General features: G+C 72.2%; 10 protein-coding genes. All 10 read left to right on the forward strand.

Going from position 1 to position 14,550, the window contains the following annotated elements; genetic code table 11:
* Positions 1–442: 442 nt before the first annotated feature.
* The 10 genes from ACFV61_RS05655 (at position 443) to ACFV61_RS05700 (ending at position 14,472) form a co-directional block, all read left to right on the forward strand.
* Positions 443–1,378, forward strand: coding sequence for an LAETG motif-containing sortase-dependent surface protein (locus ACFV61_RS05655; protein ID WP_380490284.1), 936 nt, complete (start codon positions 443–445; stop codon positions 1,376–1,378).
* Positions 1,379–1,584: 206 nt separating this feature from the next.
* Positions 1,585–2,172 (forward strand): Uma2 family endonuclease, encoded by a 588-nt coding sequence (locus ACFV61_RS05660; protein ID WP_380490286.1) that lies wholly within the window; start codon positions 1,585–1,587, stop codon positions 2,170–2,172.
* Entirely contained in the window at positions 2,165–3,553 is a 1,389-nt protein-coding gene (locus tag ACFV61_RS05665; protein ID WP_380490288.1) for an oxygenase MpaB family protein, read from the forward strand. The genes ACFV61_RS05660 and ACFV61_RS05665 overlap by 8 nt, the downstream gene beginning before the upstream one ends.
* A 441-nt stretch (positions 3,554–3,994) precedes the next feature.
* Positions 3,995–5,539 (forward strand): cytochrome ubiquinol oxidase subunit I, encoded by a 1,545-nt coding sequence (locus ACFV61_RS05670; protein WP_063348399.1) that lies wholly within the window; start codon positions 3,995–3,997, stop codon positions 5,537–5,539.
* Between the two features lie 19 nt (positions 5,540–5,558).
* Positions 5,559–6,584: a cytochrome d ubiquinol oxidase subunit II gene (gene cydB, locus ACFV61_RS05675; protein ID WP_063348398.1), complete on the forward strand. Its 1,026-nt coding sequence runs from the start codon at positions 5,559–5,561 to the stop codon at positions 6,582–6,584.
* A 4-nt stretch (positions 6,585–6,588) separates the two neighbouring features.
* Positions 6,589–10,140, forward strand: coding sequence for a thiol reductant ABC exporter subunit CydD (gene cydD, locus ACFV61_RS05680; protein WP_380490290.1), 3,552 nt, complete (start codon positions 6,589–6,591; stop codon positions 10,138–10,140).
* Between the two features lie 93 nt (positions 10,141–10,233).
* Entirely contained in the window at positions 10,234–12,042 is a 1,809-nt protein-coding gene (locus ACFV61_RS05685; RefSeq protein WP_380490292.1) for a GAF domain-containing protein, read from the forward strand.
* Positions 12,043–12,335: 293 nt separating this feature from the next.
* Positions 12,336–12,719 carry a hypothetical protein gene (locus tag ACFV61_RS05690; RefSeq protein ID WP_380490294.1) on the forward strand — a complete coding sequence of 128 codons (384 nt, stop codon included), beginning with the start codon at positions 12,336–12,338 and terminating at the stop codon, positions 12,717–12,719.
* Entirely contained in the window at positions 12,709–13,113 is a 405-nt protein-coding gene (locus ACFV61_RS05695; protein WP_063348394.1) for a hypothetical protein, read from the forward strand. Before ACFV61_RS05690 ends, ACFV61_RS05695 begins: the two co-directional genes overlap by 11 nt.
* A gap of 321 nt (positions 13,114–13,434) precedes the next feature.
* The gene (locus ACFV61_RS05700; protein WP_063348393.1) at positions 13,435–14,472 is read left to right on the forward strand and encodes a PstS family phosphate ABC transporter substrate-binding protein; all 1,038 of its coding nucleotides are present in this window, start codon (positions 13,435–13,437) and stop codon (positions 14,470–14,472) included.
* Positions 14,473–14,550 lie beyond the last annotated feature (78 nt).

Consider the following 14,550-nt stretch of genomic DNA (forward strand, 5'->3'; position numbering starts at 1 on the left):
GTTCCGGCCTGGCCCTCAGCCTGGGTGCGGCGGCCCTCTACGTCTCCCGCCGCAAGCCGGCCCGCTCCTCCTCCTGATCCACCCGGTTCGCGCCCGCTCGGGAGGAGGGCGCGGACCCCACAGCACCCCGAACCGCAGGGCAGGCCCCCTCCCGGCCCGCCCTGCGGTTTCGCGTTTCCGGGCCCCGAAACGCCCCGATCGGCGGCATCGGTTATGGGTGGGTGCGGGACGGCCAGGTGAGCGCAGGGCTCAAGGTTCAGGTCGGGCCTCACCGAGGAGCGGCGCGACCGGATCCAGTTTGTCGATTCATCAATTCCCTTACTGTGCTCGAAAACGAAATGGAATGTGAAGAATCCGTACGCCTATGATCAGCTCTCGTCGTGCGGTCAAGGACCGTTCGGTGAACGGACTTTGCCTTCCATTCGTCCCGAAAGGGGTCATGTTGAACCTCCGCCGTACGCTGGTCTCGGCCGCCCTCGTCGCTGCCGTGATCTCGCCCGCAGCCATGCTCTCCGCGGTACCCGCTTTCGCGGAGTCGGTTTCGACGGCGCAGACCCAGAACGACACCGCCTCGATCGCCGCCTTGGAGAAGGCCCAGGCCGACGCGTCCGCTGCCGTTGATGCGGCCCGCATGCGGGCAGTCTCCGGGAGGGCCAACTTCGAGACCTTCAAGGCAAACCCGCAGCCGTACCTGATGTGGGTGCAGCGAGCCAAGGAAGCGGCTGAGAAGACCGCCGGGGTGGCAGCTGCTGCCAACAAGGAGGCCGAGGCGGCCGCGCTGGCGTTCGGATCCGCCAAGCCGGAGGAGCTGGACAAGGCCCGGGAGCGGATGCAGGCGGCCAGCAAGGCCGCCAACGAGGCGATCGACGCCGACCGCAAGGCCAAGGAGGCCGTGACCGTCGCCGAGAAGAAGCTGAATGACGTACTGGCTGCCGAGAATGCCAAGGTCGTCGAGGCTGAGGAGGCCGTTCCGGTGGCGATCAAGGCGTACCAGGCCGCCAACAAGGCGTACGCCGATGCGAAGGCGGTCGAATACGCCCGGCAGGAGGCCGAGCAGCGGAACGACAAGCCCACCGACAAGCCCACCGACAAGCCGGCCGAGCAGCCGGCCACCGTTGCCCAGGCAGCGGACACCACCGCGTCGACCGCGTCGACCAGCTCCACCAAGCCGACGGCCAAGGCGACCGCGGCGAGCAGCCAGGCCAAGTCGACGACCGCTGCCACGGCCAAGGCGACGACCGGTTCGACCACCGAGCTCGCCGAGACCGGTTCCAACCCGGCCACCCCGTACCTGGCGCTGGGTTCCGGCCTGGCCCTCAGCCTGGGTGCGGCGGCCCTCTACGTCTCCCGCCGCAAGCCGGCCCGCTCCTCCTCCTGATCCACCCGGTTCGCGCCCGCTCGGGAGGAGGGCGCGAACCCCACAGCACCCCGCACCGCAGGGCAGGCCCCCTCCCGGCCCGCCCTGCGGTTTCGCGTTTCCCGGCCCCGAAACGCCCCGATCGGGTGAACGGCGGGAGTTCACCCGACCGGCCCCTCGGTCGTGTGCGACGGTCCAGGTGCTCACTCACGCACCGGGAGATCGCTATGGACCCTGATCAGAGGTTGTGGAAGGCCTGGAAGGCCTGGAAGGCCATGGCCGTCCCGGAGATCGCACGCGCAGAGATCGACGAAGACAGCATCACCATCTCGGTCATCGGTGACCTCCGTCATGCAGCGGTGGGAGGTGGCCTCAGGAAGGCGCTGACGAAGCACCTGCGCGGGACGGGGTACACGGCGACGCAAGGCCGGTATGTGACCGCCGGTTTGAAGGCGATGAAACCTGACCTCGCCGTGGCGCCGGACGACACGAAGGCGACCGAACACCCTGAGGGTGTGGGGCTGTTGGCGTCCGGGATTCCCCTTGTCGCCGAGGTCGTGTGGCCCGACTGCTACGAACGCCGTGACCAGGAGTTCAAGCCGCGCGCCTACGCTTCCGCAGGCATTCCGGTGTACGTGATCATCGATGACTACGATCACGGCGGTACCGTGACCGTACTTTCCCGTCCCGACGCCGAACGTCGTGCCTACGCCTCCTCGACTCGGATCCCGTACGGCGAGGAGGCCGTGATCCCCGAGGGCCCCGCGAAGGGGTTCGTGATCGGGCCGGAGATCACCGGTGAGCGCCGTGGCTGATCCCGTGGCTGGTCCTGGGGTGTCGTTCCGGCGGGATCTGTCCGAGTGGCGGGTCGCGCTGGTCGCGTGGCGGTTGCTGGTGTTGCAGGCGGCGGATCCGGTGGTGGGGGCCGGGATGGCGGAGCACTCGACGTACCAGGCGCATCCGTGGCGGCGGGTGGAGCACACGCTGGGGAGCGGGCGGCGGCTGTTCTACCAGGACGGGGAGGCGTTGCGGCGGGAGGTCGCGCGGCTGGACCGGGCGCACAAGCGGATCCGCGGGACGGCGCCGGACGGGCGGGCGTACGACGCCGAGGACGCGGCGACCCGGGCGTGGGTGCTGCTGACGCTGTTCGAGTGCGTGGTCGCGATGCGGCGGCTGGGCGGGGACCCGTACGACGTCGGCCAACTGGAGGCGGCGTACCGGGAGTTCACCGGATCGGTGGCGGCCTTCGGGCTGCCTGAGGGCGAACTCCCAGCCAGCGCCGCCGAGTTGCCCGCGTACTTCGCCCGGGCGGCGCGCGAGCGGCTGGAGTTCACCGAGGCGACCCGCTACCTGCTGGAGGACATGCTGCGCGGGGCCCCGCGGCCGCGCCGGCTGTGGTTCCTCGGGGACGCCGGGTGGCGGGTGCTGCGGGTGGTGGTGGCGCGGGCGATCACGGCGCTGACGGTGGCGGATCTGCCGCCGGCGGTGCGGGAGCGGTTCGGGCTGGTGCGGACGCGGCGGGCCGCGCTGTTGTCCTGGCTGCTGCACCGGGGCGCCGGCGCGGTCGTCCCGCGGCTGCCGGACCGGCTGCGCTACCGCTCTCCGGAGCAGGGCGGTGCTCCGGCCCGGTGGCGTCCGCCGCGTCAGGGCCGGCGCCGGGACGCGCGCGGGTCCCGGGTGGACCGGTTCTTCCGTGAGGTGCTGGACCAGACCGGCGACGGCTTCCTCACCGTCCACGACCTGCGGGCGATGGCGCACAACGTTTGCTGGCAGCTGGAGTTGGACGAGGCCGCCGAGGCGCGGGTGTACCAGGCCTTCGACGGCTGGTGGGAGCAGCTGCGTGCGGCGATGGACGCGAACGGCGACGGCAAGGTGAGCCGGGAGGAGTTCGTGGCGGCCACCGTCGCGGGCTGCGACCGGGATCCGGCCTATCTGGAGCAGGGGCTGCTGCCCGCGCTGCGGGCCGTGTTCGCCGCCGCGGACACCGACGGCAGCGGCTTCCTGGAGGCGGACGAGTACCGGGCGGTGTTCGGCGGCCCGCGCGTCCATCCGGCCGAACTGTCGCACGGGTTCCGCCAGTTGGACGTGGACGGGGACGGCCGGATCACCGTGGAGGAGTTCCTGCACGGCTTCACCGAGTTCTTCACCGCCCGCGCCGACTCCACCCCGGGCACCCAGCTCCTCGGCCGGGCGTAGCGGGAGGGCGTAGCGGAGAAGCGAGGACGGGACCAGGGGTCGCTGGTCCCGCCAGGCGCCCGCGCCGCCGTGTCAAGCGCCGGATCGGCCAAGACCGCTCCGCCGGCTGCCCGGCCGTTCGTTGTCAGGGCCGTGGGCGGCTCCGCAGACTGTCCCCACCGCCACTGCGTTCACCACTGCACCGCCGCCGCACGGTCACGCGCGGTCACATGCGGCCACACAAGGCCACGCCCCGCTACGTACGGCTACGCACCGTTCCGAAGGTGTCAACCCCACCCCGCCTGCGATTCCTTCGTAAGGATGATGGATACTGCTCCTTGTGAACGTGTTCACGTTCACAAGCGGACAAGCTTGCGTAGTCGGGCAGCGGTCTACAGCTATAGATGAAGTTTGTCCGAAACATGCCCTTCAACAGGGCCGGTCGGTTGGAGAGAGGGCGACGTGGAGCTGGCAATCGCTCACGAGACCATCGCGCGATGGCAATTCGGCATCACCACCGTTTACCACTTCCTCTTCGTCCCGCTCACCATCAGCCTCGCCGCCATCGTGGCCGGGCTGGAGACCGCCTGGGTGAGGACGAACAAGGAGAAGTACTTCCACGCCACGAAGTTCTGGGGGAAGCTCTTCCTGATCAACATCGCGATGGGCGTGGTCACCGGCATCGTCCAGGAATTCCAGTTCGGCATGAACTGGTCCGACTACTCCCGTTTCGTCGGCGACGTCTTCGGCGCCCCGCTCGCGATGGAGGCGTTGATCGCCTTCTTCTTCGAGTCCACCTTCATCGGCCTGTGGATCTTCGGCTGGGACAAGCTGCCGAAGAAGATCCACTGCGCCTGCATGTGGATGGTCGCCCTGGGCACCGTGCTCTCCGCCTACTTCATCCTGGCGGCCAACTCCTGGATGCAGCACCCGGTCGGCTACTCGATCGACCCGGCCACCGGCAAGGCCCAGCTCACCGACATCGCCAAGGTGCTGTTCCAGAACACCACCCTCACCGTGGTGGCGCACACCCTGACCGCCGCCTTCCTCACCGGCGCGGCCTTCATGGTCGGCATCGCCTCCTTCCACCTCTGGAAGGCCAAGCGCAAGCCGGAGAACGCCGACCCCAAGAAGACCGCCGTGATGCGCACTTCGCTGCGGCTCGGCCTGGTCCTCGCCGTGGTCTTCGGCGCCGGCACCGCGCTCAGCGGCGACTCGCTCGCCAAGGTCATGTTCGAGCAGCAGCCGATGAAGATGGCCGCCGCCGAGGCCCTGTGGGACACCCAGTCGCCCGCGCCGTTCTCGATCTTCGCGGTCGGCGACGTCAGCAAGGGCCACAACTCGGTCGAGCTGGAGATCCCCGGGATACTCTCCTTCCTCGCCCACAGCGACTTCAACTCCTCCGTCCCCGGCATCAACGACACCGCGGCCGCCGAGGCCGCCAAGTACGGCGGCGACCCCAAGGACTACATCCCGAGCATCTTCGTCACCTACTGGGGCTTCCGCCTCATGATCGGTTTCGGGATGACCTCCTTCGTGGCCGGCCTGATCGGGCTCTGGACCACCCGGCGCAAGAAGTTCCTGCGCCCCGAGTTCCGCACCGGCGAGACCGAGGTGCCCCGGCTGATGCTCACCCCCGGGCGGGAGATGGGTCCGTTCCTCACCAAGTGGAGCTGGCGGATCGGCATCCTGACCATGGGATTCCCGCTGATCGCCAACAGCTTCGGCTGGATCTTCACCGAGATGGGCCGCCAGCCCTGGGCCGTCTTCGGCCTGATGACCACGGCGAGCGCGGTCTCCCCCAACGTGAGCGTCGGCACCCAGATCGGCGCCCTCACCACCTTCACCCTGCTGTACGCGATCCTCGCCGTCGTCGAGGTCCGGCTGCTGGTGAAGTACGCCAAGGCCGGCCCGGTGGTGACCGAGCAGCCCCCCGCCAAGGACCCGACGCTGCGCGGACCGTCCTCGGACGACGACGCCGACAAGCCTCTCGCCTTCGCCTACTGAGGACCACAGGGGATCTGACATGCAACTCCACGACGTCTGGTTCGTACTGATCGCGGTCCTGTGGATCGGCTACTTCTTCCTGGAGGGCTTCGACTTCGGGATCGGCATCCTCACCAAGCCGCTCGCCCGCAACACCGCCGAACGGCGCGTCCTGATCAACACCATCGGCCCGGTCTGGGACGGCAACGAGGTCTGGCTGCTGACCGCCGGCGGCGCCACCTTCGCGGCCTTCCCGGACTGGTACGCGACCCTGTTCAGCGGCTTCTACATCCCGCTGCTGATCATCCTGGTCTGCCTCATCGTGCGCGGCGTGGCCTTCGAGTACCGGGCCAAGCGCGACGACGCGCGCTGGCAGCGCAACTGGGAGGAGGCCATCTTCTGGACCTCGCTGCTCCCGGCCTTCCTGTGGGGCGTGGCCTTCGCCAACATCGTGCGCGGCGTCGACATCGACGCGCAGAAGAACTACGTCGGCACCTTCTGGGACCTGCTCAACCCGTACGCCATCCTCGGCGGCCTGGTGACGCTCAGCCTGTTCACCTTCCACGGCGCGGTGTTCGCGGCGCTCAAGACGGTCGGCGACATCCGCGACCGGGCGCGGGCCACCGCCCTGCGGGTGGGCGTGGTGGCGGCGGTGCTGGCGCTGGCCTTCCTGCTCTGGACGCAGGCCGACAACGGCAACGGCCGCAGCCTGGCCGCCCTGATCATCGCCGTGCTGGCCCTGGTCGGAGCCCTGGCGGCCAACCAACTCGGCCGCGAGGGATGGGCGTTCATCCTCTCCGGGGCGACCATCGTGGCCGCCGTCGCGATGCTCTTCCTGGCGCTCTTCCCGAACGTCATGCCCTCCACCCTCAACGACGGCTGGAGCCTGACCGTCAGCAACGCGGCCTCCTCGCCGTACACGCTGAAGCTGATGACCATCGTGGCCGCGGTGTTCACCCCGCTCGTGCTGCTCTACCAGGGCTGGACGTACTGGGTGTTCCGCAAGCGCATCGGCGTCCAGCACATCCCCGGGCACAACCCGGCCGCCGCGCTCGACCAGGCCTGACGCCGTGAAGCCGGTCGACCCCCGACTCCTCGGGTACGCCCGCACCACCCGTGCCTTCCTCGCCGGATCCGTGCTCCTCGGCGGGGCGGGCGCGGCCCTGGTGGTCGCCCAGGCGAGTCTGATCGCCGAGATCGTCGTCCGCGCCTTCCAGCGCCAGGCGACCCTCGGCGAACTGACCACGCCGCTGCTGCTGCTCGCCCTGACGGCCGTCGGGCGCGGGCTGGTCGGCTGGCTCACCGAACTCACCGCGCACCGGTCCGTCGCCCGGGTGAAGTCCACCCTGCGGCGCCGGCTGCTCGACCACGCCACCGCGCTCGGCCCGGCCTACCTGGCGGGCCGGCGCACCGGCGAACTCACCACCCTCGCCACCCGCGGCGTCGACGCGCTGGACGACTACTTCGCCCGCTACCTGCCGCAGCTGGCGCTCGCCGTCGTCGTCCCGGTGATCGTGCTGCTGCGGATCGTCGGCGCCGACTTCACCTCGGCCGCGATCATCGCCGGGACGCTCCCGCTGATCCCGCTGTTCATGGTGCTGATCGGGATGGCCACCCAGAGCCGGATGGACCGGCAGTGGGGCACCCTGGCCCGGCTCTCGCACCACTTCCTCGACGTGGTGGCCGGACTGCCCACCCTCAAGGTGTTCAACCGGGCCCGCGCCCAGGCTGCCACCATCGCCCGGATCACCGCCGACTACCGCCGCGCCACCCTGCGCACCCTGCGGATCGCCTTCATCTCCTCCTTCGCGCTGGAACTGCTCTCCACCCTGTCGGTCGCACTGGTCGCGGTCACCGTCGGCTTCCGGCTGGTGGACGGCACGCTCGACCTGGAGACCGGGCTGCTGATCCTGATCCTCGCCCCCGAGGTGTACTTCCCGATCCGCCAGGTCGGCGCGCTCTACCACTCCAGCGTGGAGGGCCTGACCGCCGCCGACGAGATCTTCCAGGTGCTGGAGACCCCGCTGCCCGCCGCCGGCACGGTGCCCGCACCCGCCCTCACCGGGGCCGTCGTCGCCGTCTCCGACCTGGTCGTACGCCACCCCGGCCGGACCGAGCCCGCCCTGGACGGCGCCGCGCTGACCCTGGGCCCGGGCACCACCACCGCCCTCACCGGCCCGAGCGGGGCCGGCAAGTCCACCCTGCTCGCCGTCCTGCTCGGCCTCGTCGCCCCGGACGCCGGCACCGTCCGGATCACCGCCGCCGACGGGCGGACCCACGACCTGGCCGCACTGGAACCGGCGAGCTGGCGGCGGCAGATCGCCTGGGTGCCGCAGCACCCGCACCTGTTCGCCGGGACGGTCGCCGACAACCTGCGGCTCTACCGCCCGGAGGCCACCGACGAGCAGCTGTGGACGGCGCTGCGGGCCGCGCACGCGCTCGACTTCGTGACCAGGCTGGACGCCCCGCTCGGCGAGGACGGCGCCGGGCTCTCCGCCGGGCAGCGCCAGCGGCTCGCGCTCGCCCGCGTCCTGCTCGCCGACGACCGGCCGCTGGTCCTCCTCGACGAGCCGACCGCCAACCTGGACGGCGCCTCCGAGGCCGCCGTCGTGGACGCCGTCCGGACGCTCGCCGAGGACCCGGCGCGCACCGTGCTGATCGTCGCCCACCGGCCGGCGCTGCTGGCCGTCGCCGACCAGCGGGTCCGGCTGGCGGGGGCGCCCGCCCCGGCCGCCGGCCCGGCTGCGGCGGTGGCCTCCGCTGCGGTCTCCGCTGCGGTCGGGCGGCCCGCGCACAGCGGGCGGCCGACGCCCGCCCCCGCCACGGCGCAGGACGAGCCCGAAGCGGCCGCCGCCACCCCGAGGCTGGCGCTGTCCGTCCTGCTCGGCGCGCTCGCCCTCGGCTGCGCCGTCGCGCTGATGGCCACCTCCGGCTACCTGATCTCCCGGGCCTCCGAGATGCCGCCGGTGCTCTACCTGATGATGGCCGTCACCTCGGTACGGGCCTTCGGCATCGGCCGCAGCGTCTTCCGCTACGCCGAACGGCTGGTCTCGCACGACGCCGTGCTGCGCACCCTCGGCACCCTGCGGGCCGCCGTCTACCGGCGGCTCACCGCGCTCGCCCCGGCCGGACTGCCCGCCTTCCGGCGCGGCGACCTGCTCTCCCGGCTGGTCGCCGACGTCGACGCGATCCAGGACCACCACCTGCGCTGGCGGCTGCCGGCCGCCGTGGCGGGCGTGGTCTCGCTGGCCGCGACGGCGGCGATGGGCGCCTTCCTGCCCGCCGCCGGGGTCGTGCTCGGGATCGGGCTGCTGCTCGCGGGCGCGGTGGTGCCCGCCCTGGCCGCCCGCTGGTCGGCCGGTGCCGAACGGCGGCAGGCCCCGGAGCGCGGGCGGCTCGCCACCACCGTCGTCGACGCCTTCACCGGCACCGCCGAACTCACCGTGGCCGGCGCGCTGCCCGGCCGGCTCGCCGCCGTCCACGGCGCCGACGCCGCGCTCACCCGGCTGGCCGCCCGCTCGGCGGCCACCACCGCGCTCGGCACCGGGCTGATCACGCTGCTCACCGGGCTGACCGTGACCGCCGCGGCGGCCGTCGGCGTCCAGGGGGTGCACGGCGGCGCGCTGGCGCCGGTCTGCCTGGCCGTGGTCGTGCTCACCCCGCTGGCCGCGTTCGAGGCCGTCACCGGGATGCCGCTGGCCGTCCAGGCGCGCCAGCGCAGCCGGGCCGCGCGGGCCCGGCTGGACGAGGTGCTGGAGGCCGAGGCCGCCGTCCCGGAGCCGGCCGCGCCCGCCGCGCTGCCCGAACAGCCGCTGCCGGTCGCCGTGCGCGGACTGACCGTCCGGCACCCCGGGCAGGCCGTGGACGCGCTCACCGGCGTCGACCTCGACCTCGCGGCCGGCCGCCGGATCGCCGTGGTCGGCCCGTCCGGCTCCGGCAAGACCACGCTGGCCCAGGCGCTGCTGCGGTTCCTGGAACCGAGCGCGGGCGCCGTCACCTTCGCCGACGGCCGCCCACCGGCTGTGGACAGCCGCGCGCTCGCGGGCGAGGACGTCCGCCGGGTGATCGGACTGTGCGCCCAGGACGCCCACGTCTTCGACAGCTCGCTGCGGGAGAACCTGCGGCTGGCCCGGCCGGGCGCCACCGAGGACGACCTGCGCGCCGCGCTCGCCGCCGCCCGGCTGCTGGACTGGACGCTGACCCTGCCCGACGGCCTGGACACCATGGTCGGCGAGCACGGCGCCCGGCTCTCCGGCGGCCAGCGGCAGCGGCTCGCACTGGCCCGGGCCCTGCTCGCCGACTTCCCGGTGCTCGTCCTGGACGAGCCCGCCGAACACCTCGACCTGCCCACCGCCGACGCGCTCACCACCGACCTGCTGGCCGCCACCGAGGGCCGTACCACCGTGCTGATCACGCACCGGCTGGCCGGCCTGGACGACACCACCGTCGACGAGGTGCTGGTGCTGGACGGCGGCCGGGTCGCCGAGCGCGGCCGCTGGTCGGAGCTGATCGCGGACCGGGACGGGCGGCTGCACGCCATGTGGCGGCGGGAGCAGGAGGCGGACGGGCTGCTGGAGCGGGAGGCGGACGGGCTGGTGGAGCCGGTCGGGGCCACCCGTTAGGACCGGTCGGGGCCACCTGCCAGGCCCGGTCAGGGCGCGTTTCCCGAGCAGCGCCGTCCTTCGGATGAAAAGCGTACAAACTAGGCTTTCTGCATGGACCCCACGCCAGAGCCCTCCGCCGCCGCGCCCGAGCCGACACCCCATCGGGTGCCGGAGATCGCCTCGCTCGGGCTGGACACCCTGGTCACCGAGGTCGCGGAGCGGCTGCAGTCGGCCGCCGCGGTCACCGACCGGATGCAGCGGCTGCTGGAGGCGGTGGTCTCGATCGGCGCCGGGCTCGACCTGCACGCCACCCTGCACCGGATCGCCACCGGCGCCGCCGAACTCGTCGACGCCCGGTACGCGGCCCTCGGCGTGATCGCCCCCGGCGGCACCGGCCTGGCCGACTTCATCCACGTCGGCGTCGACGACGAGACCGCCGCCGAGATCGGCGAACTGCCCGCCGGACGCGGCATCCTCGGCGCGCTGATCGACCGCCCCGAGCCGCTGCGGCTCGCCGACCTCGGCGCCGACCCGCGCTCCTCCGGATTCCCGCCGCACCACCCGGAGATGAAGACCTTCCTCGGCGAGCCGATCCGGGTCCGCGACGAGGTCTTCGGCAACCTCTACCTCACCGAGAAGAAGGGCGGCGGCGCCTTCACCCCCGAGGACGAACAGGTGGTGCACGCGCTCGCCGCGGCGGCCGGCGTCGCCATCGAGAACTCCCGGCTGTACGAGGAGGGGCGGCGCCGGGAACGCTGGATCGCCGGCGCCTCCGCCGTCACCACGGCGCTGCTCTCCACCGACCAGGCCGAGACCGCGCTCACCGTCGCGGCCGAGCAGGTCCGGGAGCTGGCGGACGCCGCGCTCGGCATGATCCTGCTCCCGACCGAACCGGCGGAGGACGGCGACGGGCAGATGCGGGTCGCCCACGCCTCCGGCGAGGCCGCCGAGTTCGTCCGGGGCGAGCTGCTGCCCAGGAAGAGCTTCGCGGCCCGGCTGCTCGCCGGGGAGAGCGTCTACCTGGACGACATGTCCAGCGACCCGACCGTGGAGATCCGGCTCGCCCGCGCCTTCGGCCCGTCCATGGCCGTCCCGATGGTCGCCGCCGGGCGGGTGCTCGGCGGGCTCTGCGTCTGGCGCCCGCGCGGCGCCCTGCCGTTCACCGACACCGAGAAGCAGCTCGCCGAGACCTTCGCCTCGCAGGCCGCACTGGCCCTGCGGCTCGCCGAGGGCCAGCGCGACCAGCAGCGCCTGGCCGTCTTCCAGGACCGCGACCGGATCGCCCGCGACCTGCACGACCTGGTGATCCAGCGGCTGTTCGCCACCGGGATGATGCTGGAGAGCGCTGCCCGGCGGTCCGTGGTGCCCGAGGTGAAGGTCGGCATCGGCAAGGCGGTGGACGAGCTGGACGCCACCATCCAGGAGGTCCGCACCACCATCTACGCCCTCCAGCACGACAACCACGGCGACGCGCCGGACACCCTGCGCACCCGGGTGCTGCGGGAGGCCAGCCAGGCCGCGGCCGCGCTCGGCTTCAAGCCCTCGGTGAGCTTCGTCGGGCCGGTGGAGAGCCTGGTCGAGGAGAAGAACGGCCGCCAACTGCTCGCCGCGCTCAGGGAGATGCTCTCCAACACGGCCCGGCACGCGCGGGCCTCCCGGGTCGGCGTCGAGATCGACGCGACCGCCCACCTGGACGACACCGGCCGGCCGGTGAGCGGCGACCCGGAGTCGCTGGACCGGGGCGGGCGCCCGGGCGTGCTGCTGACGGTGACCGACGACGGCGTCGGCATCCCGGCGGGCGGGCGCCGCAGCGGCCTGCTCAACCTGACCCGGCGGGCCGAAGCGCTCGGCGGCGCCGCCTGGCACGAGACCGGACCGTACGGGAAGGGCACCAGGGTCCGCTGGACGGCCCGGCTCTGAACCCGGCCCGATCCTCCTCGGCGGTTGGCCGGTGAAAGTTAAACGAGGGAGAACTTCCCGACCAACAGCGCAAGTTGTGAACGTTCTGGGCTTTCCGTGGGTCCGTGTGCACACATAGCTTTGCACCGGTCTCGGAGGGGTAACCGGACGGGGGAGCAGTGGACGCGTCTGGCCGCGGGAACACCGCAGCAGGGGCAAGTCGAGGCGGGTTCAGGACGGAGCGCGCCCCGGACGGGCGGTACCGCTGGCAGCTGAAGGCGCCGAACGGCCGGGTGGTGGCCATCACCGCCGCCATGTTCGAGACGCCTGGCGAGGCCGAGCGCGGCTTCGACGGATTACGCGTCGGGGCCGCCGAACTCACCGCGCGGATCACCCACGTCCGGGACGGCATCGGCTGGATCTGGGTCGTCCCCGGGTCGCGCAGCCTGCCCGAGGTGCGCTCCAGCCGGGCGTACGAGCGGTACGCGACCTGCCAGAACGCCTTCCGGCGCTTCGTCGTGCTGCTGGCCAAACAGCCCGCGCGGGACCTGCCCGTTCGTGAGCTGCCCGCGCGGGACCGGCCCGTTCGCGACCAGTCCGTTCGTGAGCGGCCCGCTCGTGAGCGGCCGGTTCGTGACCTGCCGGGCCGTGAACTTCCCCGGAACACCGTCTCGTTGAGACGCCCCGATGGCCGCTGAGGGGCGCGGCCCCCGTCTGCTGATCGTCCCCGCACCCGAACGCTGCCTGGGCTGGGCGCTGCGCGCCGCCAACGGGCGGCCGCTCGGCATGGGCGTGCGCACCTACCGCAGCGAGGAGGAACTCGCCGAGGCGGTCCGGGTGTTGCTGATCGAGCGGGCGGCCCTGCGATGTTCGGTGGCCCAGTCCGAGGGTCGGCAGTGGGTGTGGTCCGCCTACCTGCCGGTGCGCAGCACCCGGCGGACGGCGGTCGAGCCCGCGCCGGTGGCGCGCAGCGCCCGCGGCTACCTGCGGCGCGACCAGTGCCAGGCCGGCGCCGAGGGCTTCCTGTCCGGACTCCAGTGGGTGGGGCAGGAGTTGCGGCGGGGCGGTCGGGACGGCCGCTGGCCGCTGTGAGGCGGCCGGGGCCCACGTGCAGTTCCGGTGAAGCGCAGGTTTCCGGCAACACCCCGAGTCGCCACCTGGAGAAGAACGTCATCGGCCTCTGACCACCCCCTTTCCCCTCCGCCACGCCCGCGCTGACCAGTCGCTAAACCTCGTCGAACCGATGAGTCGACAATCCCGACCCGCCCTCGACCTCCCTTCCGGCGGAACCACCGGGCCGGACAGGATCTGCACTGCCGGAGCGGCCGCAGCGGACGCGGCCACCGGCCCCGGGCTCCCAACCAGAGCACGGGTCCACGCGATGGACGTCTCTCCCACCGGAGGAAGAGAAACATGCGTAAGACCGCTGCCAAGCTGCTCACCATTGCCGCCCTGGCGACCTCCCTGGCCACCGTCGCCAGCGGCACCGCCCTGGCCGACCCGGCGTCGCTCCCGGCCGCCAAGGACATCGTGGGCGTCGGCTCCGACACCACCCAGGCCGTCCTGAACCAGTTCTCGGCGGACTACAACGCCACCATTCCGAGCAGCAACACCACCACCCCGCGCCTGTACAGCTGGGACGCGACCGGCACCTCGCCGATCACCACCAAGACCGGCGCCACCTCCATCGCCCGCCCGAACGGCTCCGGCGCCGGCATCACCGCGCTGAAGAACAACACCAGCGCCACCGTGGACTTCGCCCGCTCCTCGCGCGGCCCGGCGTCGACCGACCCGAACACCTTCGACTTCGTGGCGTACGCCACGGACGCGGTGTCCTGGGCGGCCCAGAACGGCGGCAACGCGCCGGCCAACCTGACCACGCAGAACCTCAAGGACATCTACACCTGCAACGTCACCACCTGGGACCAGATCGACCCCAGCCTGCCCAGCACCACCATCAAGCCGTTCCTGCCGCAGTCCGGCTCCGGCACCCGCTCCTTCTTCCTCTCCACCATCGGCGTCTCGGCCTTCGGCCTCTGCGTCACCGAGGGCGTGCAGGAGAACGAGGGCAGCGACGCCCAGCTGAACGACCCCGACGCGCTGGTCCCCTACTCCGTCGCCCACTACGTCGGCCAGGTGTACTACGGCAAGGGCAGCGGCGCCGACGTCCAGGGCCCGCTGACCATCCGCAACGTGAACGGCGTCGCCCCGGTCGACACCGTCAACAAGGTGATCACCAACGCCTTCGCCGGTACCTCCTACGCCCGCAGCGTCTACAACGTGGTCCGTCACTCCGACTGGATCGCCACCGACACCCACGGCACCGCGCTGCGCGCCATCTTCGGCACCAGCGGCTGGGTCTGCACCAACGCCACCGCGTCCGCCGACCTGAAGAGCTTCGGCTTCCTGCCGCTGCCGGCCGGCGCCTGCGGCAGCGTCACCCACTCCTGATCCACCCCAGTCTCGTTTAAACCACTGACGCGGCCCACCGCCAGGACAGGTGTGATAGAGGGGGGGGGCGGGTCAGTA

Source organism: Kitasatospora sp. NPDC059817 (assembly GCF_042731835.1).
GTDB lineage: Bacteria > Actinomycetota > Actinomycetes > Streptomycetales > Streptomycetaceae > Kitasatospora.